The organism is Pseudomonas sp. RIT-562 (genome assembly GCF_026241895.1).
Lineage (GTDB): Bacteria > Pseudomonadota > Gammaproteobacteria > Pseudomonadales > Pseudomonadaceae > Aquipseudomonas > Aquipseudomonas mandelii_F.
Genome location: NZ_JAPJIV010000015.1, coordinates 37,141 through 58,312 on the forward strand (window position 1 = coordinate 37,141; position 21,172 = coordinate 58,312).

At 56.7% G+C, this 21,172-nt stretch carries 18 protein-coding genes; 2 read left to right on the forward strand and 16 right to left on the reverse strand.

From position 1 onward, the window contains the following. Window positions 1-115: 115 nt before the first annotated feature. The 3 genes from alc to puuE all read right to left on the reverse strand — a co-directional run bounded on the left by alc (window position 116) and on the right by puuE (window position 2,639). Window positions 116-1,111: an allantoicase gene (alc, locus tag ORL50_RS18320; protein ID WP_266017046.1), complete on the reverse strand. Its 996-nt coding sequence runs from the start codon at window positions 1,109-1,111 to the stop codon at window positions 116-118. A gap of 89 nt (window positions 1,112-1,200) precedes the next feature. After that, window positions 1,201-1,716: a 2-oxo-4-hydroxy-4-carboxy-5-ureidoimidazoline decarboxylase gene (gene uraD / locus ORL50_RS18325; RefSeq protein WP_266017047.1), complete on the reverse strand. Its 516-nt coding sequence runs from the start codon at window positions 1,714-1,716 to the stop codon at window positions 1,201-1,203. Beyond that, window positions 1,713-2,639 carry an allantoinase PuuE gene (puuE, locus tag ORL50_RS18330; RefSeq protein WP_266017048.1) on the reverse strand — a complete coding sequence of 309 codons (927 nt, stop codon included), beginning with the start codon at window positions 2,637-2,639 and terminating at the stop codon, window positions 1,713-1,715. The genes uraD and puuE overlap by 4 nt, the downstream gene beginning before the upstream one ends. A 418-nt stretch (window positions 2,640-3,057) precedes the next feature. On the opposite strand from puuE, the gene uraH reads away from it, so the two are divergent. Then, window positions 3,058-3,411 (forward strand): hydroxyisourate hydrolase, encoded by a 354-nt coding sequence (uraH, locus tag ORL50_RS18335; protein WP_008031462.1) that lies wholly within the window; start codon window positions 3,058-3,060, stop codon window positions 3,409-3,411. An 82-nt stretch (window positions 3,412-3,493) separates the two neighbouring features. Here the strand turns inward: uraH and ORL50_RS18340 are convergent, their stop codons facing one another. From ORL50_RS18340 to ORL50_RS18390, 11 genes are all read right to left on the reverse strand, one after another. After that, the gene (locus ORL50_RS18340) at window positions 3,494-4,507 is read right to left on the reverse strand and encodes a hypothetical protein (RefSeq protein WP_266017050.1); all 1,014 of its coding nucleotides are present in this window, start codon (window positions 4,505-4,507) and stop codon (window positions 3,494-3,496) included. A gap of 663 nt (window positions 4,508-5,170) precedes the next feature. After that, complete coding sequence (locus tag ORL50_RS18345) at window positions 5,171-6,784, reverse strand: hypothetical protein (RefSeq protein ID WP_266017052.1); 1,614 nt, start codon at window positions 6,782-6,784, stop codon at window positions 5,171-5,173. Window positions 6,785-7,044: 260 nt separating this feature from the next. Then, window positions 7,045-8,631 carry a hypothetical protein gene (locus ORL50_RS18350; protein WP_266017053.1) on the reverse strand — a complete coding sequence of 529 codons (1,587 nt, stop codon included), beginning with the start codon at window positions 8,629-8,631 and terminating at the stop codon, window positions 7,045-7,047. A 419-nt stretch (window positions 8,632-9,050) separates the two neighbouring features. Beyond that, entirely contained in the window at window positions 9,051-12,530 is a 3,480-nt protein-coding gene (locus tag ORL50_RS18355) for a calcium-binding protein (RefSeq protein ID WP_266017054.1), read from the reverse strand. A 164-nt stretch (window positions 12,531-12,694) separates the two neighbouring features. Beyond that, window positions 12,695-13,324 (reverse strand): LysE family translocator, encoded by a 630-nt coding sequence (locus ORL50_RS18360; protein WP_266017056.1) that lies wholly within the window; start codon window positions 13,322-13,324, stop codon window positions 12,695-12,697. A 72-nt stretch (window positions 13,325-13,396) separates the two neighbouring features. Next, window positions 13,397-14,746, reverse strand: coding sequence for an NCS2 family permease (locus ORL50_RS18365; protein WP_266017057.1), 1,350 nt, complete (start codon window positions 14,744-14,746; stop codon window positions 13,397-13,399). Window positions 14,747-15,231: 485 nt separating this feature from the next. After that, window positions 15,232-15,603, reverse strand: a complete 372-nt coding sequence (locus ORL50_RS18370) for a glutathione S-transferase N-terminal domain-containing protein (protein ID WP_266017058.1) — start codon at window positions 15,601-15,603, stop codon at window positions 15,232-15,234. A 103-nt stretch (window positions 15,604-15,706) separates the two neighbouring features. Beyond that, the gene (gene folE / locus ORL50_RS18375) at window positions 15,707-16,252 is read right to left on the reverse strand and encodes a GTP cyclohydrolase I FolE (protein WP_045059149.1); all 546 of its coding nucleotides are present in this window, start codon (window positions 16,250-16,252) and stop codon (window positions 15,707-15,709) included. Between the two features lie 77 nt (window positions 16,253-16,329). After that, on the reverse strand, window positions 16,330-16,887 hold the full coding sequence (locus tag ORL50_RS18380; RefSeq protein ID WP_266017059.1) for a Smr/MutS family protein: 558 nt from the start codon (window positions 16,885-16,887) through the stop codon (window positions 16,330-16,332). Between the two features lie 85 nt (window positions 16,888-16,972). Beyond that, on the reverse strand, window positions 16,973-17,293 hold the full coding sequence (locus ORL50_RS18385) for a hypothetical protein (RefSeq protein ID WP_266017060.1): 321 nt from the start codon (window positions 17,291-17,293) through the stop codon (window positions 16,973-16,975). A gap of 131 nt (window positions 17,294-17,424) precedes the next feature. After that, complete coding sequence (locus ORL50_RS18390) at window positions 17,425-18,015, reverse strand: cysteine hydrolase family protein (protein WP_266017061.1); 591 nt, start codon at window positions 18,013-18,015, stop codon at window positions 17,425-17,427. A 240-nt stretch (window positions 18,016-18,255) separates the two neighbouring features. Here ORL50_RS18390 and prmB point away from each other — a divergent pair, with 240 nt between their 5' ends. Next, window positions 18,256-19,164: a 50S ribosomal protein L3 N(5)-glutamine methyltransferase gene (prmB, locus tag ORL50_RS18395; RefSeq protein WP_266017062.1), complete on the forward strand. Its 909-nt coding sequence runs from the start codon at window positions 18,256-18,258 to the stop codon at window positions 19,162-19,164. Between the two features lie 71 nt (window positions 19,165-19,235). Here prmB and ORL50_RS18400 read toward each other — a convergent pair whose 3' ends face one another. Continuing rightward, entirely contained in the window at window positions 19,236-20,027 is a 792-nt protein-coding gene (locus tag ORL50_RS18400) for a hypothetical protein (RefSeq protein WP_266017063.1), read from the reverse strand. A gap of 99 nt (window positions 20,028-20,126) precedes the next feature. Next, window positions 20,127-21,080, reverse strand: coding sequence for an alpha/beta hydrolase (locus tag ORL50_RS18405; RefSeq protein ID WP_266017185.1), 954 nt, complete (start codon window positions 21,078-21,080; stop codon window positions 20,127-20,129). Window positions 21,081-21,172: the final 92 nt, after the last annotated feature.

A 21,172-nucleotide genomic window follows, 5' to 3' on the forward strand; every position in this document is an offset into this window, starting at 1 on the left:
CGTTATCGGTTCACTGCGCCCCTGTAGGAGCTGGCGAAGCCTGCGATCTTTTGATTTTGACCTTAAAAACAAGATCAAAAGATCGCAGCCTGCGGCAGCTCCTACAGGCTCAGCATTACTTCGCTACCTTGCCCAATACCCGCAGGCGGCTCACACCACCGTCCGGGAAGACGTTCAGGCGGATGTGGGTGATTGGCCCCAGCGCCTTGATCTGCTCGGCGAAAGTGTGTTCAGCGTGCATTTCCAGTTTCTGTGCTGGCAACAGCTCACGCCAGAACAGCGACTGGGTTTCGATCTGGCTGTCGGTACCGCCCTTCACGAACGCGCCCTGGATCGAGCAGGTGTCCGGGTAGTTGCCCTTGAAGTGCAGGGTGTCGACGATGACTTTTTCGATCTCGCCCGGGTGACCCAGTGCGACGATGACCCAGTCGTTGCCCGGGGTACGACGACGTGCGGTTTCCCAGCCGTCGCCCATGTTGATGCCACGGCCCGGGTTGAGGATGTTGCTCATGCGTCCGAAGTGTTCATCGGAGCAGGCGAGGGCGCGGCCACCGTTGAGGGCTGCAGCCAGGTCGACTTGCTCATTGTCGCCAACGGCCGACCAATCGCGGAACGGAATGCCGTACACACGCAGACGGGCTACACCACCATCAGGGTAGATGTTGAAGCGCAGATGGCTGAACGACTGGTCGTTACTGATTTCGTGGTAGTGGTGGCTGTTGCCCTGCAGCTCGACAGCCGACAGCACTTCGGTCCACTGGGTGTTGTCGTCCGGTTCGCCCGAGGCCAGGAAGCAGGCTTCCAGGGAGGCCGACGGCGGGAAGTTGCCGGTGAAGAATGAAGTGTCGATGTCCACGCCCTTGATCGAACCCGGTACACCCAGGCGGATCACTGCGCTGTCGTAGCCTTCGAAGCGCTTGCGGCGCGACTCCCAGCCGTCCATCCACTTGCCGTTGTCATCGAACACGCCCTCCTTCCATACGGCCGGGGTCGGTTGGAACAGACGGTTGGCGTCGGCGAACCAGTCATCGGTGACCGAGATGATTTTGGTGCCCAGACGGGCGTCGGCCAGGTTGACGAACTTCTCGAAAGGTACGGCGTAAGCTTTCATTCTTCTTGTCTGCCTTTAATAAGTTGGCTTGGGATGCTTGCGAGGCGCCGGGTGTCATTTGCGTTTGAGGACACCAGAGCCAGGCTCGCTTATAGGGTCAGTAATCGGAACAGGGCGATCTTGTTGATCTCCGCCAGCGCGCATTTGAATTCGGTGTCGACCGAGTTGTTGATGCGCGTTTCGAACGCCGCGAGGATCTGATGCCGGTTGCTGCCTTTTACCGCCATGATGAAGGGAAACTTGAACTTGGCTTTATAGGCGTCGTTCAGCTCGGTGAAGCGTTGGAACTCTTCGGCCGTGCATTGGTGAATACCGGCGCCAGCCTGTTCATTGGTGCTGGCTTCGGTCAGTTGGCCCTGGACGGCAGCTTTGCCGGCCAGGTCCGGGTGAGCGTTGATCAATGCCAATTGGCTGGCGTGATCGGCGCTCAACAGGATGTCGCTCATGCGCTGGTGCAGGTTTTCGATCTGGTCGATCGACACGTCCTGACCCAGGTCGAAGGCCTTTTCGGCCACCCATGGCGAGTGTTCGTAGATGTCGGCGAAGGCGTTGACGAAGGCGTCGCGGCTCAGGGTCGAGGGTTTCAGCGTTTGAAAGGTGCTCATTTGGCAGCCCCTTGGTACGGGTGGGTTTCATGCCAGTGGCGGGCAATGTCAACGCGACGGCTGAACCACACCTGTTCATGACTTTTAGCGTATTCGATAAAGCGTTTGAGCGAGGCCAGACGCGCCGGACGGCCGATGAGGCGGCAGTGCAGGCCGATCGACAACATTTTCGGTGCTTCGGCGCCTTCGGCGTACAGCACATCGAAAGCGTCCTTGAGGTATTCGAAGAAATCGTCGCCCTTGTTGAAACCCTGGACCTGGGTGAAGCGCATGTCGTTGGTGTCCAGTGTGTATGGGATCACCAGGTGCGGCTTGCCGGTCGGGTTGTTCGGTTCCCAGTAGGGCAGGTCGTCGTCGTAGGTGTCGCAGTCGTAGAGAAAGCCGCCTTCCTCCATCACCAGGCGCCGGGTGTTCGGGCCGGTGCGACCGGTGTACCAGCCCAGCGGGCGTTCACCGGTGATTTCGGTGAGCACGCGGATCGCTTCAAGCATGTGCTCGCGTTCCTGTGCTTCGTCCATGTACTGGTAGTCGATCCAGCGATAGCCGTGGCTGCAGATCTCGTGGCCGGCATCGACCATGGCGCGAATCACGTCCGGATGGCGCTGAGCCGCCATGGCGACGGCAAAGATAGTCAGCGGAATGTCGAATTCCTTGAACAGCTTGAGGATCCGCCACACGCCAGCGCGGCTGCCATACTCGTAAAGGGATTCCATGCTCATGTTGCGCGCGCCTTGCAGCGGCTGCGCCGAGACCATTTCCGAGAGGAAGGCTTCAGACTCTTTATCGCCATGCAGAATGTTGCGCTCGCCACCTTCCTCGTAGTTGAGTACGAAGGACAAGGCGATGCGGGCGTTGCCCGGCCAGTGTGGGTGCGGAGGGTTACTGCCGTAACCGACCAGGTCGCGTGGGTAGTCAGCGCTCACTGCAGTCTTCCTTCTTGTTCGTTGACAGGTTGTGTGGCGGCCTGGCGGTAGAATCGCAGGCTGGCGTCACAGCGATGGGGTGATTGTATACAACTTTATGCGCACATTGTAAGTCTGAATTTTTGCATTTTTCACCTGTGGCCATCTTGCAGTAGCAGTGCAAGAAACCTGCCTGATTGGTCAGCTAATGGATCGAAGGTCCTGTATTCCTCTGCTCAGTAGGCAGATTCGGCGCAGATCGCCGGTTGGCGGGCGGAGGATGAAAAATGTCGTTTTTATTGTGTACAATTTTTTTGAAAAGTGTCTTAATCAGTTCCTCGCCGCAGCGTTTCGTGCTCCGAACCGGTGCGGTCTCCGTTTAACTGACTTCGGGAGGCGCGAGGCCTGACTGCTCAAAGCAGGTGGGTGCGCAGAATCAATGGGACGTTTGACTACTCACGTTTTGGACGCAGCACACGGTTGCCCAGGCAGCTCGATCAAGGTCGAACTGTACCGCGTTGAAGGCTCGCAGCTGGAATTGGTCGCCAGCGCGATAACCAACAGCGACGGCCGTGTCGATGCACCGCTGCTGCAAGGCGATGACTATCGGACCGGGGTTTACCAGGTGCAGTTTCATGCAGGCGATTATTACCGTGCCCGCGGCGTGCAGCTGCCCGAGCCGGCATTCCTGGATGTAGTGGTGCTGCGGTTTGGGATCTCTGCCGAGCAGGATCACTACCACGTGCCGTTACTGATTTCGCCGTATAGCTATTCCACGTACCGCGGCAGCTGATCCCCCAAGCAGCTGCCCAACCTGGAAGCGACTGCGCATATAGCTTCTTTGGTATTTCGCCCGCTCACACTGCGGGCTTTTTTTATGGTGTTTCAACCAAAGCTGCCCGCATGGCGTGCTCGTTGAGCGCCAGCAAATAATCGCCTTTGGCATTATCGTTGCTCGCCCTGGATTTTTTGAAAGTGGAGAATCCGAGCGTGTTGAACGCAGTCTCCTTGTAATGTGAAAAAGAGTTGGTAATTATAATACTTGCGCCATTTTCACTGAGTGGCATGACGTGCCGCATGATTTTTTTGATAAAGTCCCTTTCGGTCAGGTAAATATCGCTGAAGTGGCCGCTGAGTATGATCAAGTCGCTGGTGTGCAAGTCGCTGATGTAGTTTATGTGCCCGTTGTTGACTAATCCGCTTTTAAGTAATCGTACTTTGACATCTTCCTTGTACATTGTGGTGACAGGAAAGTGAAAACTATACTGGCCATTGTTCAATTGCTTTATTTCTACAGTGCCCGAATTTTTTGTGTTGTTGTTTTGCGCAATATAGATGACGGCGGCAAGAAATGCTTTGCCATTGTCCGAGGTGGGCGGAGCGCTGATAATTATTTCACTGCCTTGTGCCCTGACGATGACTGAAGCTCTTTCAGTGGGAGGTCGGGTGATTTCGATATGCCCATCGTTCAAATCCACTACCACATCAATGATTTCGTCGAAATAGCTTTTAACTGCGCCCCGGTATTCTCTAACTTTCGCCGATTGGGTGAAAGCCTTGCTAGCTTGGAAGCCGACTGTCCTTGCATAATTGGTATAAAAGCCTGATCCGGACATGGGTTCTATGAAGCGTTGAATCGTTGGTTGGCCATGGACCTTATGACCGAGAATGTCAGCAATCAGGCCACCGTTCATGTCCAGTACTTCGGTCACTACCTGTCCCGGCACTTTGAGGAAGCGTAACGCATGCAGATCGATTTTCGGGCCCCACTGTGTGAGCGTCTGTACGAATTGCGCCTCCCGCAGTTGGTTGCCACGTGCCATCCCAGACAGTTGTCGGTTGCAAGGGCTCAGGCTGCGCAGGTAAGGCGTTGCTGGGTTCGTCGACACGCGGTCGCTTGCTCGGGCCGGGTCCGTCTTGCTCGATTCGCCATACTGCAGATGTGATCGCAATGAAAAGTCTATCGAGAGGGACAGGAAAACTGGAACTTGTCATTGACTCGCCCCGACTCACCCCTGGATCAGAAAGGGACACTTTCTTTTGCCATTGAGGGGTGCCTTCTATTTGTTCCAGTACCATGCGGTATTGGGACCCCGTGGCAATTTCAAACTGACCCTTGGAGTTTATTTGTATAGCAATCTCGCCAATGTGTGTCAGATGAGCATGTCTTCAGGGAAATCAGGTGCCGAGTCCGACCGATGGAAGATCCGTAACAACAACGACCGGATCAGTGGGCCGAGTGTTCTCGGGTGTCGAGTTCGCTGGCGGTTTGTTCGTGGTTCTATCTGTACCCGGCAAATGATAGTCAGGCAAACGAACAGTGCCTTGGCCATCTGTTTGATGGGAAACGTCTGGTCGGGGGCTTTGTGGGGTGAAGTCGATGGCGGTTTGTTGTTGTCAGGGGTTGTAACCTTAATCGGTGGTTTGGCCATGTCAATTTCCTCATAAATATTCCAATGAGTAATAGTTAATTTCTTGATGTTGGTCGGTTCGATATTGCGTAACTATGACGATCATGTGCCCATTGGCGGCAATGATTACAAGAATCCGTGTCAGCGTTCCTTGATAATGAAGACTGTTGGATCTGCCCCGGGCAAATGCTGCACACCGCCAATCAACCAGACCACATCACCCCGCGCATCCGCTGCCAATAGTGCCTGATGGCCGTCGGCGCCAATTCGCCGGTGCAGCATGGGGTCCGCCAGTTCTGGCAAATTCGGGTGGTAGATTTCGAGCGTGTCAGTGGTCAGATAGCCTATTTTCAAAAAGTAGACCTTCTGATGATTGTCCCTCTTAAATACCAGCGTCTGCGGATTGAGCCCAAGGCCCTCGCCGGAGGGCAGGAAGACTTTGTAATTGCTCTGGCTGAGCAGGCTCGAAAGCAGCAACGAGATACGGCCAGGTGCTTCAAGCTGGTCTTTGAACAGGTTCCAGGTCGGGGATGTTTCTGGGCTTAAATTCAGTTGTTGTAACGGCATATTTGAACCCGGAGGATGTAATTGCACTCTTCGCGTCGGTCCTGCGCTGCCTGCTGCGACCGGCAACAGGTCCATCGGGTCCCCCATCCCTTTTACAGAGATGCTGGATTTGCCCTCCCAGTGGCGCAAGGCCTGCATCATGCGCGCCATCCCGCTACCATCGATGTCCAGCGAGCCGCTGGAGACTTCGAACAAACGCTTGGCTACCGCACGTGATGTGTTTGGCGTGAAGCTTTTGAATACGTCGCCGACGTGGTCAGTCAGTGGCTTGGAAAACGGCCGGATGGCACTGCTGGCGACCTGAGGCGTCGAGCGCAAAGCGATAACAGGTTGCAGTGAAGGCAGTTCCTGCAACATGCGTTCGAAAGGTTCGAAACGCCCAGGCGCAAAATTGGGGTGTTCAAGGAATGCCAAAGGGAAGTGGCCGGTCAATGAACCCTTGGGCAAGATCCGGTAGAACAGCTGTCCAATTTGGATGGACTCTCCTGACACGGGCTTACTGGTTTTACCCCAGGATGCCCACAAATAGGGGTTGCTTGCGGTGATGTCAGTATCGGCGTTCTGGCCGGGTGTATCCAAATCCTCTTGCGGGCGAGGTCGTTTGCTCGGACCTGGGCCTGCGTCTTCCGGCTCTGGAATGGCATCTGGTAACTTGCGTTGCCAGAGCGTCATCCCTTCGATGATTTCGAGTACCGGGCCCGAAAGTGTCGACTCGTTGTTCGAGCAAGCTTGGAAATCGCCTTGGGCGTTTTTACGAACCAGCACTGTGCCTCCGTCTGCCAGATCGACGTAGGCTCTTTTCAGCTTGTCGAAGCGCAGGCCATTTGAGTCCGGTTTTGTCAGCTTTTCAGCTAGATGCGCTGCAATCACCTCGAAGGTCGCGGGTGCTGCGGGAGGGGCGACTGGATTGACCTGCCCAGGGATGGCGATCCGCCAATGCGGCTGCCCTGGCACTTTCTTCAGAATCGGCCCGGCTTGCCCGGGAGCAAATGGCAAGGGCACCTGGAACTGGTCGTTGGCATTTGTTTCGACACGAAATATGCCCTCTGCGCCCAGGTCCGCGTAAAGGTTGTCCTGGTTATCCATGAACAGGCCGGTGTTGTCGATACGGAACAACTGGTCGACCTGCTCGCGTGGCCACGAAATCATGCGAGTTGCATCAGCGAGATTACTGGTCGCAGTCGGCATCTCGGTAATCACTACCGGGCGATGTGGCGCAGTGCCTGATGCATCACTTGCCGGGGCCAAGGTGTCCGGGCCGGAAGGGCGCTCAATGTCCGGTAGAGGCCGCGGAACGTGTGTCGAGCTTTCACCACGATTGCGGGTGTCGCCCCCTGAGGGCCTGGAGGAGTCAGTGTTACTGCCGGGTTTGGTGGTTTTGGGTGGTTTGGTCATAATTAATTACCGTAGATGAATGCATCTGTCATTTGTTTGAATGCGAGGCGCGATCAACGCTCTTTTATAATGAAGACTGATCGCCATCCTGACGAGGTTGTCTGCACACCACCCAGTAACCAGACCACATTGTTTCGCGCATTGGCGGCGGACAGTTCAAGTACAGCCTCCACGCCGACCTGCGAAGGTAGCAGCGGATTAGCCAGTTCCGGGGTCGGAGCGGAGTTAAGCCGGATCACTTCTCTTTCGGATACTCCGAGTTTCAGAAAATAAATTTTGTCGTGGCCTGGTCGTTTGAAAACCAGTTTCGGATATCGGTGTTGGCTTTGCATGGGGAATACGTCGTAGCCATTACGAATAAGCACAGTGCCAACCAGCCGTTTGAGACTTTCATCGGAACGATCAGCCATGTAGGTATCCCATTCCTTTTTGAAATGCACTGGAGCAAAATCCAGCCTGTACAATGGATCTTCCACTGTTGGAGGCGTCATGCTGATCGCGTTGGCTTGGCTTGGTTCGCGTGGCGCTACAGGTAATAGCTCAATAGGATTTTCGAAATCAGGATCAAATATTCCTATTGGTTCCTTCCAGTGACGGAGCGCCGTTGAGATGTCATAGATGCTGTCTCGATTTATTCGGTTGTTCTCAGCGGATAGCTCATATAGTTTTTTGGCAGCGGCCGGCGCGGTGACTGGCGTGAAGTCCGGAAAGGATTGCGCCACGGTATTAACCATTGTGTTATCAAATATCCGCCTGCCGGCGTCCACGGCCCATTGACCCTCTTTGGTAGACAGTACGGGTACGGGTTGTAACCAAGGCTTGGTATGCAGAAGTTGTTCGAAGTTTTCGTAGCTCGTGGGGGTAAACTCCGGGTGCTGGAGATATGCGACGAACTGACGTTTTTTTGCACCAGCTGGAAACACTTGGTAATGTAATCCGCTTATTTGGATGGATTCGGTTCCCAGAGTTTTTTCGAGCTTTCCCCATGACACCCACAGGTACGGATTCTGACTCGAAGGGAAGTTCGCCGAAAGAGAGAAGTGTAGATCGACCGGCGCGCCTGGCAGGGCAGGTTCGTCACTCACTTCCAATCGCGGCCGCTTGTCAGGGGGTACATCGGAGTCCAGTGCCTTGCGCTGCCATAATTGAGTCTGCCCGATTCTTTCAAGCACAGGACCGGAAGGCGTCAGTTCCTGGGTGTGTGTTGCCTGATAGTGTCCCTCAGCATTCCTGGCAACTTGCACGACACCTTCATCGATCAAATCGACATAACTTCTCAAGTTGTGCCAGCGTATTCCCGATTCGTTCGCCAGCGGTAAGCGTTGTGCAACTAGGGAATTGATCAGGTGCACGCCTGGCTTTTCGACCTGGCGTATAGCGCTGGAAGACCCGGGCGCTGAAGTCGAATCAGGCGACACGATCCGCCAGGCTGATCGGCCTTCGATTTTTATCACCACCGGGCCGGCCTGGGTGGCCATCTGCGGCATGTGAACCTGATAATGTCCATTCTCACCAGGCTCCACTCGGCCGATGCCTGCTGCGTCCATATCCGCGTACAGATGCTGGTCCTTGCTCATGAAAAGCCCGCTATCGCCAATCTGGATCAACTGGTCGACCTGCTCGCGGGGCCAGGTGATCATTGCGTCCAGGTTTGGCGATGGTCGAGTAGTGCTGGAAGGTAAGTCAGTCACTACGACTGGTTTGGGAGTCGTCTCCCCTGGAATATTCGTGCCTGATACACCGGGCTTCGGAGCTCCATCACGAGGCGGTGTGACGGGGCGGCTTATAGGCGTCCCACCGGGTGTATTGTCCGGGGATGGCACCCTGGGATGCGGGGGGGAAGGGGTAGACGTTACCGGCTGTTTGATAGGTGGTTTAGCCATAATGATGCCTCTAATACCAGTCTCATAAAATAATGAAAATGCTCCGTGCTGACTTATTTGATGGTTGTCAAATGGGTCGGCACGGTTAGCGAAAGACAGTATTGATTGAGATGAAAAGAGCAGTGCGTTATATGGTTATACCCCTGCGCACCTGCTTGGGCATTCATCGTTGCGTATCAATGCACGAGTTGATGCATACACCGGTTGAGAGGTGATAAATCCTTCATATCTATGAGTCGTGAAAGATCGCTATCGAGAATCCAGCGCTGTGTCGATGGGTTGTAAGATATCGTGCCTGAGGTACCGTCTTTCATTGTGATATTTCGCACACTGATTGACGTCTTTTTAATACTCGCCATTTCGTTGATCAAGGTCGTCGGTGCTTGAGCTTGATCATCGAAAAAGCGGCCGTCCAGATAATCGATATATAGCGCGTCGAAGGCCAGGTCGACGACATATACGATTCCCTCGGCAGTGATGACCCGTATCAAGTCAATCAAGTCGTCTGGACTGTCGTAGCGGGGCAGCTGAACAGTGGCCGAACCGATCACCAATTGATTGTCGACGAGTTTCGGGTTGCTGGTGCCTAGCGCCTCGGCGTCAAATTCCCAGGTGGAGGCTGTGGGCAGACGAATGTTCGCATTTGCATAAGCCCCGGGAGTTGTGACACGCAATGTCATATTTTTGCTCAAGTGAATCAGATATCTACAGCCCGCGCCTTCTAAAACTTCAACAAATGTTTGTTCGGCCGGGGCGGTGAGATTGACACATTGATCTACTTCATCCAATGCATGAGGTTCATTTTCTTCCGGCGGCTTGAAACTATACAGTCCCTGCCTGCGAATAAGCGCAGTAGGAGTGTCTCGGGGAATATGGCCAGGGCCGGGCATGTTGACTATATCTTGATCACTCAATTCTGGCGTATATGGGCGATACGACACTCCATCGTTCATGATTATAATGAGTTGATGATGCAGCTCCAGAAAGGGGCGGGTGCGTTGGTTTGACAATACAACGTGGCCACGGGTAGGAGAGCTGGCAAGGTTGTATAAGGCTACATGCTTTTTGCCAAAGTTTAGGAACAGATCGCAACTCTTGTATAGCGGATGCGCAATATCTTTGCGCGCTTCGAGCTCCATCGAGTAGTGCGTCTTGATTGATGTCAATTCGGTACTGGCGAAATCGATATACAAAAAGCTGATCGCGTTTTCTCTTTTATGGTTTATGCGCAGCGTCGCGAGCTCCAGGTGACTGGGGATGAAATAGTTTCTGTTGCCATCCGCTGCAATGGCAATGCCCGCCGTGTTTACCAGGCTCGATGGTCTCGCTTTGCCCGGTGCAGTAATGACTGCATCGACGTAAAAAGGAAAATCATCGGCAACGCTTTCGGGGCAATCCGGTACCAGTTGGAAGCCATCTGAAGTCACGAAAGTCAGCAGGCGATTTTGCAGTATGCGATTCGAACCTTCGAGCCTGTATACACCCTCTATGATCAACTGGCGTTTCAAATGATCGTTGCTGTCGAATTTCGACGTGATGATCAAGTTGTTCGCGACGATGCGCCAGCCGTCGATTAGCTCCATTCGCCAGTCCAGTACGATGACGCTGTCGTCTTTGCCATCCTCGATAACATAGACCGTCCCTGCCTTGTGCGCGATCAGATAACGATCTTTGCCGGGGCCGCCATCCACGATTCCATCGCCATTGAGTATGGAGATCTGATCATCGCCGGCGCCCGCCAGGATCTGGTCATTGCCGTGGGCTACGATGGTATTGTCGCCCGCCGTACCGATGACTTTGTTGGAGGCGCCCGCCAGGGTCTCGACATTCTCGATGCTATCAAGAACCGCGAGGGTGTGGCGCGGGCCTTGTTCTGTAGCGGTTTTGAGTAGTTCCAGCTTCCCGTTCGGTAAATCGATGAGATACCCGGAGCTCTGCGCACTGGATTTATCTGCCTTGCCTGCGAGCACGAGGGTGTCGGTTCCGTCTCCCCCTTTAATGATGCTCTGACGCAAATTCGTACTGGCAGCTGACAATGCAGCGCCGGCCCCTTCGTATATGAATTCGTCCGCTTTCAGGCCCCCCTCAAGCGTTTTTTTCCCTGGGCCAAAATAAAAGCTGTTGGGTTTGTTTTTAACACCCCGAATCGTGTCATCTCCGCCGCCGATGAACCAGGCGACACCTTTTGCGGCACCTTCGGTGCCGAAGTTTGCACCGGGGGTGTCAATTGGCACTCCGTAACGCGCATCAATGGTGTCGTCCCCGTCGATGATCTTCGGGCTTTTGATTATTTTGTGACTGTCCTTGTTGGCGTCCCAGTCGTAAAAACGCACTTGAGTGGGCGCCATTTCAACGTCGAATTTACCGTTGACGATAACTTCAATGCGTTCTTTCAATCTGCCGTCGAGCATCTCTCGTGCAGTCGCCTGCAGTAACTTCGAATGAGCAGTGGTTGCCTTGGCGATCGCCACACGGTCTTCGATGCTTTCATCGGGGCTGATGCCCCAAAATGCGAACCAGCCGGTACGCAGCCGTTCATGAGTACTCAGTTCAATGTAATCGTCGATTTCGTCAACTATGCGCACTGCCGCATATATCTGGGAACCTGCGACCAGCAACAGCCCGGCCGCCAGGCCGATCGGCCCAGCCATGGAAAAGCCCGCCAGTGCAGCGCCTCCAAGGATCAGGGACATGGCGGCGCTGACTACGCTCATGCCGCCGCTCACATAATGATCGATCGCTTCCTTGCCCGTCGTGTTGGCGGCGTTATTGAACGATTTGACGGCGGAAATAATGTCGAATGGCAAGGTCACGGCGGCGCCAATCAATCCCCCGCCTCGAGCCAGGCGCACACCCATGCTGGTTTTGGCAAAGTCGCCGAAGGCTTTTTGCCCGGCATTGATCATGTACTTCGCTTGTCTCGTCACGGCTAATTCGATGCCCAGGGAGACGAACTCACTCGAAATGCTCAGGCTGTTGAAGATGATTTCACCTTCGTCCTTGCGTGCCACTGCGTCCTGAAGTCCGCGCAGGCCGCTGTAAATACCGAAGGCCTGAAGTCCGACACCAACGCCGAGCATGCCGCTGCTTTTCACCCGGTTGGCCCAGTGTGGAGTGTGTTTGGGCAGGTGATGGTGACCGATATCGAGCTTCTGTGCCGACTTCAGCAGTTTGTCCAGTTTGCGTCGATACTGTGCGGAATCCGCAAGGGAAGCTGAAACATTGGTTAACAGCGGGGGCGATGTGAGGGGGCGTCGGGAAGCCATCTCGAACAAAAGCGATGTCAGTCTGTAGTCGTCGCCTGTCGAATAGGAGCGCAGGCGCGCTTCGACTTGTAGCGGGTCGAATTGGATGGAGTGGATGAATGACCGCTTGGCATGTCGGAAGAACGTGTTGTTTCCGTCCAGTCGCTGGCCATTGGTAGTGGCGCCCAACGAGTCCAGGGCTTTTCGGGTAATGGAGAACGGTCCAATCCTGATTGGACCCAACAACTCATCTACGACTTTAAGCTGCGCGCGCTGAGGGTTTGTTGTTTGAATACTGTCGTTTTCGAAGCTGATGGTGGAGGGCGAGGGCTGTCGGGCTATCGGATGAATATCGTTGATTTCGACGATGTTGTAATTGTCGGCATCGGGAGAGGTGTGATCGGCTGCCATTTGATTTCCTTATCATGTCCTTGGGTGCAAAAACGCAGGATCATGTTAGGGAACGCTCGTGTTTGTCCGATGTAGATATCCATATTGCGTGTTTCGAGACGTTGCGTGGCGCGTGCGAATTGTTGCCATCCATGGCGAACAATCCTGGGTGCTTTTTTAAAGTATCAGTGGCTGCTCAACAAAGAAGCAGCGCCCGCACCACCGAACAACCCGGCGCTTATACGGTTGAACCAACTTTGGCCCTTGCCGCTGCGCAAGTACCTGGCCGCGCCGTGTGCTCCCAGCCCGTATGCCAATTTGCACAACAGGTCCAGCACAGTCCAGGTCGCAATCATTACCAGTAACTGCGGCAGGAACGGCTGTTCAGCGCTGAGAAACTGCGGCAGGAAAGCGGCAAAAAACAGGATGTCCTTCGGATTGCTGGCGCCCAGCACAAACGCCCGGCCGAACAATGCGCGAAACCGCGGCACCGGCGCGGCCTGGGGCACTTCGGCACCCTGGGAGGGTTGGCGCGATTGCTGCCAGCTCTGCCAGGCGAGGTAGAAAAGGTACAGCGCGCCGACGATCTTCAGCGCGCTGAACAGCTGTTCCGACGCCAGCAGCAGGGCGCCCAGGCCCAGTGCCGAGGCGCTGAGCAGGCAGATCGAGGCAATCACGCCTCCCAGGAATGCCGGGTAAGAACGCCGTAACCCGTAATTCAGACTGTTGCTGATCATCAGCAACGACAGCGGTCCCGGGATCAGGATCACTACCAGTGCAGCGCCGCTGAACAGCAGCCAGGTTTCCAGACTCATCACTTTCCTCCATTTGCGCAAAAGCCCCACCCGACGGGGTGAGGCTGGTTCGAAACGCTTACTGCGTAACGCTTACAAGAAAACGAACTTGGCGATAAAGATCGCGCACAACACCCACAGGCTGACGGAAATTTCCTTGTACTTGCCAGTGCCGGCTTTCAGTGCCACGTAGGTGATGAAACCCAGGGCGATACCGTCGGCGACCGAGAAGGTCAGGGGCATCATGATTGCGGTGACAATCGCCGGAATGCTATCGGTCGCTTCGTCCCATTCGATGTGGGCCATGCCGCCCATCATCAGCATCGCGACATAGATCAGGGCACCGGCGGTGGCGTAGGCGGGAATCATGCCGGCCAGCGGTGCAAAGAACATCGCAGCAATAAATAGCACACCCACCGTGACTGCGGTAAGACCCGTGCGACCACCTGCGGCAACGCCGGCGGCACTTTCCACGTAGCTGGTGACAGGCGGAACACCGACCACCGCGCCGAATACACTGGAAGCACTGTCGGCCTTGAGGGCGCGGGAGAGGTTTTCGATCTTGCCGTCGGCATTCACCAGGCCAGCGCGCTGGGCTACGCCCATCAGGGTGCCGGCGGTGTCGAACATGTGCACAAAGAGGAAGGCCAGCACTACGCTGATCATGCTGATGTTGAACACTCCGGCGACGTCCATGGCCATCCAGGTCGGGGCCAGGCTTGGCGGGGCCGACATGATGCCTTCGTAATGAACGAGGCCCAGACCCCAACCGGCCAGGGTCACGGTGATGATGCTGATCAGGATCGCGCCAAATACCCGATGATAGCTGAGCACCGCAATCATCAGGAAGCAGATGGCCGCCAACAGTGGGCCGGGTTCGCGCAGGGAGCCCAGCTTGATCAGGGTCGCCGGGCTATCGACGACGATGCCTGCGGTTTTCAGCCCGATCAGCCCCAGGAACAAGCCAACACCCGCGCCCATGGCGTAACGCAAGCTGACTGGAATGCTGTTAAGCAGCCATTCGCGGATTCGCGAGAACGTCAGGAACATGAACAGCACACCGGAAACGAATACCGCGCCGAGGGCGGTTTCCCAGTTGTAGCCCATGGTGCCGACTACGGTGTAGGTGAAGAATGCGTTGAGTCCCATGCCTGGTGCCAGGCCGACCGGCCAGTTGGCATACAGGCCCATCAGCAGGCAGCCCAGCGCGGCAGCGATGCAGGTAGCGACGAACGCGGCGCCGTGGTCAATCCCGGCATCCGCCATGATGTTGGGGTTGACGAAGATGATGTAAGCCATGGTGATAAAGGTTGTCAGACCGGCAATCAGCTCGGTCTTCACCGTGGTGCCATGCAAGCTGAGTTTAAACAGACGCTCCAGCAAGCCAGTAGGGGCGGGCGGCGAGAGGTCCAGCGTCGATGCTTCGGATTTGCGGCTTTCCACAGCGAGTACTCCTCAAGAGTTTTATTGTTATTTCCAGGACCGGACCCATGAGGGCGGCAGCGGTCCTTTGAGGCACTTGCGAATTTGTTGACCGCTTGGTCAGGAACTCGCACGAAGTGGATTATGCTTTTGTGTACAAATAAAGCAAATATTGTTTTTGCTTTTGTAGACGAAAAGTTTGGCGATCGGAGTATATCGCCTGCAGGGCCCCATCGCGAGCAGGCTCACTCCTACAGAGACCGCGCTGACCCTATAGCAGCGAGCCTGCTCGCGATGGGGCCTACACAGGCACCACCACACCGCAGCCAAACTCATTCAACCGCGGCCCAGAAACAAATAAACCGGCGCAAGGGCCGGTTTATTTTTTTCCAGGATTTGTGGCGCTGTACTGGCCTCATCGTCCAAACGACGACCGGAGCAGCCTCACCCCCATCCTATGGGCGCAAGGCTTGCCCGCGATGGCGTCAGGCAGACAACTCAATGAATCAGGCCGCAGCAAACCGCTTATCCAGATAATCGATGATCACCTTGGACTCATACATCCAGGTCGTCTGCCCGTTCTCTTCGATGCGCAGGCACGGCACTTTGATTTTGCCGCCGTGCTCCAGCAGCGCCTGGCGATCCTGTTCGTTGTTCTTCGCATCGCGCAGCGCTACCGGCACATTCAGGCGGCGCAGGGTGCGGCGGGTTTTCACGCAGAACGGGCAGGCGTGGAACTGATACAGGGTCAGGCCTTTGGCGGCGGCGTTGACCTGCGCCTGAACCTCGGCAGGGCGTTGTTTCTTGCCCGGACGAGTGATGAAGTCGATGAAGATGATCAGTTGGCCTAGGCCGACACGAAGCGCTTTGACGAACACGGTATAAGCCTCACTGGGGGCAAGCGGAAGGCGCGCAGCTTACCTGATTTTTGCCGGACGAAAAAAAACCGGCGATGAATGCCGGTTTTCTTCGTGACGCGTATTACTTGATCAGGCTGAGAAACTCGCTGCGAGTCGCGGCGTTTTCACGGAACTCGCCCAGCATCACCGAAGTGATCATCGACGAATTCTGTTTCTCCACACCGCGCATCATCATGCACATGTGCTTGGCCTCGATCACCACCGCAACGCCCAGGGCGCCGGTGACTTCCATTACCGCATCGGCGATCTGGCGGCTGAGGTTTTCCTGGATCTGCAGGCGGCGAGCGTACATATCGACGATCCGCGCGACTTTCGACAGGCCCAGCACCTTGCCACTCGGGATGTAAGCGACATGGGCTTTGCCGATGAACGGCAGCAGGTGATGCTCGCACAACGAGTAGAGCTCGATGTCCTTAACCAGCACCATTTCGCTGTTGTCGGAGCTGAACAAGGCACCATTGGTGACTTCTTCCAGCGTCTGTTCATAGCCGCGGCAGAGGTACTGCATGGCTTTGGCGGCACGCTTTGGCGTGTCGAGCAGGCCCTCGCGGGAAACGTCCTCGCCCAGTTGGCCGAGAATCGCGGTGTAATTCTGTTCCAGGGACATGAAACTACCTGTGGGATTTTACGCAAAGGGCAAGGGTACGGTGGCGGACACGGCGCTGCAAGCGTGAAGCGACAGGTTTACTCGTCGCGACCTTCCATCATGGTGCGTTTGAGCATCACATAAACCGCTCCGGCGCCGCCGTGTCGGGGCTGGCACGAGGTGAAGCCGAGCACCTGGGAGTGCTGGCGCAGCCAGGTGTTGACGTGGCTTTTGATCATCGGGCGCTTACCGTCCAGGCGCACTGCCTTGCCATGGGTGACGCGCACGCAGCGGATTTCGAATTTGGTTGCTTCGGCGAGGAACGCCCAGAGGGTCTCCCGGGCTTTTTCCACTGTCATGCCATGCAAGTCGAGGCTGCCTTCGAAAGGGATCTGGCCGACCTTGAGCTTGCGCATCTGGCTTTCCTGCACGCCGTCGCGGGCCCACATCAGCTCGTCTTCGGGACCGACGTCGATCACGAACTGGTCGGACAGGCCGTCAACAGTGGTGGCATCGGTGCGCACGGTGGCGGCCTGGCGCAGCTTGGCGATCTGCGCGCGGTCAGCCTTGGGTTTGCCGGTTTCGGCGCGATCGTGCTTGATCGGCTTGACGCCTTGGATCGCACTTTTGAATAGGGAAAAATCGTCGTCTTGCATGTCAGCCTCCGCGAAGGGCGGCCAGTTTACCCAAGTCGAGGCGTGAGCCATAACAATTGCGACCCGTCAGCGCCGGGCCGGTGCATCAATCGTGTTTTTTCATCAGGTGCGGCGACATGTTGAGTTCCCGCGACTGCCGCGCGCGACGGCGGCAGCGGCGCCACAACCAAATGCCCAGGTACAGCACGAACAGCCCGACCGCCAGGATGATGGCCGAGCCCAGCGGGCTTGCATTCAGTTCGCCAAGTGCGGGTGGGCGGCCGAGCAGGCTGGCCGCGCCGGCCATGGCCAGCAGTACGCCGCAGGTCGCCAGCAATGCGGCAAACGCGGCGCCAAAACGAAAACGCCAGTTGCTTTGGCCTTTGGGGCGCAGGCGGCGAGCGTCAAAACCATCGGATAACTTCATTCCGACCTTCCTCAATGGGTATCGGCCCTTCGACCGGGAGTTGACCGGGATGTTCCTGAGGCTAAGACAATTACAGCTAATGAGAGGCTTTTGCGGATGAGCGGCGATGTGCGCCGCTCACCAGGTTTCGATCAAATCAGCTCATGAGTCAGGGCGAGGGTGGCAAAATTGTCCGCCATGATCGCCATTTCGGTCTGCTGCACGTGTTCGGCGCTGAGCACTGTGCCTTTGTAGGGCAGGTCGCGGGTGGCGCAGGCATCTTCGACCAGGGTGCAGCGAAACCCCAGGTTTTTCGCTGCACGCACAGTGGTGCTGACGCTGGAATGGCTCATGAAGCCGCACACGATCAGGTCCAGCGAGCCAAGAGTCTGCAGGCGCTCCAACAGTTCGGTGCCGTGAAATGCACTGGGCAGCAATTTGCCGATGATGGTTTCGTCGGCGAGTGGCTCCAGGCCCGGAATGAATTCGCCGCGTTCACCCTGGGGGTCGAACAGCCCACCCACGGTACCAAGGTGGCGTACATGCACGATCGGCCGACCGGCTGCGCGGGCAGCAGTCACCAGTTGCTTGATGTTCGCGACGGCAGCATCCATGCCGGTCAGGGCCAGGGGGCCGCTGAGGTATTCCTTCTGGGCATCGATGATGACAAGGGTCGCATGACTCAGGTTGGCTGCTGCATAACCGCGGCCGCTGAGTTGAAACATCGTTTTTGGAACGGACATTCTGGGGCTCCTTCGGGTGGGGCTTTTGCGACATTGTCCTCTGGCTGAGCGGTTCTGTGAATCGCTACCATCGCAGATGCCGTCTTTACTGGCTCGCAGCCTTGTCAATACTCACGATTTGTTCAATAGCCTAGCGAAAAAACAGAAAAGTCCTACATTTGTCCGGATGATTTTACGGCGTCGTCGCCAGGCGTTTTGGCTGGTAGAATTGCCAGTCGTTTTTTCAGAGAGTTTGCCCCCGTGATCACTTCCCGACTTCGTACCCTGCGCGACCATATCCGTTGGGCCGTCAGCCGCTTCCATGGGGAGGATCTGTTCTTCGGCCATGGGACCGACAACGCCTGGGACGAAGCCCGTCAACTGGTGCTGGGTGCATTGCACCTGCCGTGGGAAATGGCCGACAGCTATCTTGACTGCAACCTGGAAGAGGACGAGTTGGTCAACCTCCAGCGCCTGCTCAAGCGTCGGATCGAAGAGCGTATTCCCACCGTCTATCTGCTCGGCGAAGCGTGGTTCTGCGGCATGTCGTTCATCGTCGACGAACGCGTGCTGATCCCGCGTTCGCCGATTGGCGAGTTGATCGAAAAACGCTTCGAGCCATGGCTGGGCAGCGAGCCTGCGCGCATCCTCGACCTGTGTACCGGCTCCGGCTGCATCGGGATTGCCTGTGCCTACGAGTTCCAGAACGCAGAGGTGGTGCTGGCCGACCTGTCCTTCGAAGCGCTGGAAGTGGCAAACCAGAATATCGAGCGCCATGGCGTAGATGAGCGCGTGTACACGGTGCAGGGTGATGGGTTTGACGGACTGCCAGGGCAGCGTTTTGACCTGATCGTGTCGAACCCGCCTTATGTCGATGCCGAAGATTTTGCCGACATGCCGGACGAGTACCAGCACGAGCCCGAGCTCGGCCTGGCCTGCGGCGACGATGGTTTGAACCTGGTGCGCCGGATGCTCGCCGAAGCGGCTGAGCATTTGACCGAGAAGGGTTTGCTGATAGTCGAAGTGGGCAACAGCCAGGTGCACGTCGAAGGGTTGTACCCGGAAGTCGACTTCGCCTGGCTCGACTTCGAGCGCGGAGGGCATGGGGTGTTCATGCTGACGGCCGAGCAGTGCCGGGAGCATCAGGCGCTATTCGCGTCCCGCGTCTGACCTGAGGACGCCATCGCTGGCTTGCCAGCGATGGCGGCATCACAGCCCCAAGCGCCTATCTATCTATCTATCTATCTATGTGTAGCAATCCAGATCAACAGCCCCGCCTGAAACACCGCAAACGCCACCAGGCATGAAATGGTAAACCGCAGTGCAGTGTCCTCGCGCCGGTACTTGCTGACCTTTTCCTCGTGCTGCTTGAGTTTGACTTCCTGCTCGGCCAGGTTCTGTTCGGCCTGCTGGAGCATCTGCGCCGCCTCCAGAACTTCCACCACCTGCACCTTCTCGCTGTTCCACTGCGCCTTCAAGTCGCTGACCAATACGCCCTTGACGCTGCCCTTGAGGTGCTGGGCATCGGCGTAGACCACTTCGAAACCATGCCCCTTGAGGAAATCATCACGCCGCAGGCGGGTGTCCTCGTTCAGCGCGTCCTTGTTATTGAGGTTGCGGCCGTTGACCGTGTACCCGGGCCAGCGCTGCTTCAGCCAGCTGATGCCATGAGTCGCCATGAAGCGGCCGACGCCACGGTTCATCGGTTCGATCTGCAAACCGTTGTCGGGCCCCAGGGCCACGCTTTTGTCCTGGTGATCGACCCACACATCCAGCAGATTCTGCTCTTTGCGCACTCGCTGGCCGGGCAGGGTGATGCTCATGCGCAGCAGGCTGCGGTCCTTGTCATGACGTTCAGCGTAGCCGAACTCGACAAAGCGCAGCGGTCGCCCGCCGGTGTTACGGTCGGTCTGCAGCGGTGCCAGGCGCAGCATCTGGCGATGCTCGGCGTGCACGTCGGCCCAAGGCAGCTCGACCGCTGGCGGTGCGTCCTGTTCGGCTGGGGTGGCGGGTGAAGTCGCAGTGTCAGTCATAACGGCAAGGTCCTGTCCAAGCTCGGCATGTCGCCAGGCTTAATGCTGGCGACACCGGCTTATCGGCCGTTTTCTGCAGGACTGGAGGGAAAATAGCGCTTAACTGGCACGAAGTCCGTCAATAAACCCGAGGATCCGTGAACCCAGCTCGGCGGCCAGCGGCAAATTCGGATCCTTGTACGAGGCCAACTGGCGCTTCACGTCGTTGGGCACGATGCGCATCACGTGGTTCATGCCCTCGATCAACGCCAGTTCGGCATCGGGCTTGGCTTGCTTAAGCAGCTTGGCGTCACCGACGCCGACCTGGATGTCGTTACTGCCCTGGATGATCAGGGCCGGCATCTTCAGCCTGGCAAACGCCGCCGCCGGGTCCTGGCGAAACAGTGAAATCAGATACGGCTGCACGCTCGGGCGGAAAATCACCTGCAATTGCGGCGGCACATTGGCGTCGGTGTGGCCAGCCTTGAGGCTGTCGAGCAATTCGTTGGCGCGCAACATCAAGGGGGGCGGCAGGCGGTTGCCCAATTGCTGACGCAGTACCTGGTCTATCGGCCGGGCGCTGCCAGACATGGAGATAACCCCGGCGACATCGATATCGGGCGCTGCGAGGCTGGCGATCAAGGCGCCTTCGCTGTGCCCCAGCAGAATCAGCTGACCGAATCGCGGATCGGCCTTGAGCTTGCGGCCCCACGCCTGGGCGTCGGACACGTAGCCTTCCACCGACAGATTGCGTTCGTCCGGGGTGGCAGGCAGGCTCGCGGCGACTCCACGCTTGTCATAACGCACGCTGGCGATATTGTGCTTGGCCAGCACCCAGGCCAGGCGCTTGAGGCTGTCGTTGCGCCCGCCGTCCGGGTTATTGCCGTCGCGATCGGTCGGCCCGGAGCCGGAAATAATCAGCACCACGGGCACCGGTGTGTCGGATTTGGGCAGCAACAGCGAGCCAAACAGTTCGCCGTTGCCGGTATCCAGCGAGATGGGACGTTGCAGCACAGTGGCCTGCACAAATCCGGTAAACAAGGTAAGACTCAAGGCTAGAACTCGCAGCATCATCACGCCATCATTCACAAAGGTGCCGGTTGGACTCGCGCGCACCCATAAGGTTCGAGGATGAACTACTTGGGTAGCCTGCGTATACTGGCGCG

Excerpts from the sequence above, each read along its gene's own strand:
- alc (WP_266017046.1), bottom strand. The coding sequence starts at position 1,111 with ATGAAAGCTTACGCCGTACCTTTCGAGAAGTTCGTCAACCTGGCCGAC.
- ORL50_RS18345 (WP_266017052.1), bottom strand. The coding sequence starts at position 6,784 with ATGCCGACTGCGACCAGTAATCTCGCTGATGCAACTCGCATGATTTCG.
- ORL50_RS18350 (WP_266017053.1), bottom strand. The coding sequence starts at position 8,631 with ATGATCACCTGGCCCCGCGAGCAGGTCGACCAGTTGATCCAGATTGGC.
- ORL50_RS18360 (WP_266017056.1), bottom strand. The coding sequence starts at position 13,324 with ATGAGTCTGGAAACCTGGCTGCTGTTCAGCGGCGCTGCACTGGTAGTG.
- ORL50_RS18380 (WP_266017059.1), bottom strand. The coding sequence starts at position 16,887 with ATGCAAGACGACGATTTTTCCCTATTCAAAAGTGCGATCCAAGGCGTC.
- uraD (WP_266017047.1), bottom strand. The coding sequence starts at position 1,716 with ATGAGCACCTTTCAAACGCTGAAACCCTCGACCCTGAGCCGCGACGCC.
- ORL50_RS18355 (WP_266017054.1), bottom strand. The coding sequence starts at position 12,530 with ATGGCAGCCGATCACACCTCTCCCGATGCCGACAATTACAACATCGTC.
- folE (WP_045059149.1), bottom strand. The coding sequence starts at position 16,252 with ATGTCCCTGGAACAGAATTACACCGCGATTCTCGGCCAACTGGGCGAG.
- ORL50_RS18390 (WP_266017061.1), bottom strand. The coding sequence starts at position 18,015 with ATGTCCGTTCCAAAAACGATGTTTCAACTCAGCGGCCGCGGTTATGCA.
- ORL50_RS18385 (WP_266017060.1), bottom strand. The coding sequence starts at position 17,293 with ATGAAGTTATCCGATGGTTTTGACGCTCGCCGCCTGCGCCCCAAAGGC.
- ORL50_RS18405 (WP_266017185.1), bottom strand. The coding sequence starts at position 21,080 with ATGATGCTGCGAGTTCTAGCCTTGAGTCTTACCTTGTTTACCGGATTT.
- ORL50_RS18400 (WP_266017063.1), bottom strand. The coding sequence starts at position 20,027 with ATGACTGACACTGCGACTTCACCCGCCACCCCAGCCGAACAGGACGCA.
- uraH (WP_008031462.1), top strand. The coding sequence starts at position 3,058 with ATGGGACGTTTGACTACTCACGTTTTGGACGCAGCACACGGTTGCCCA.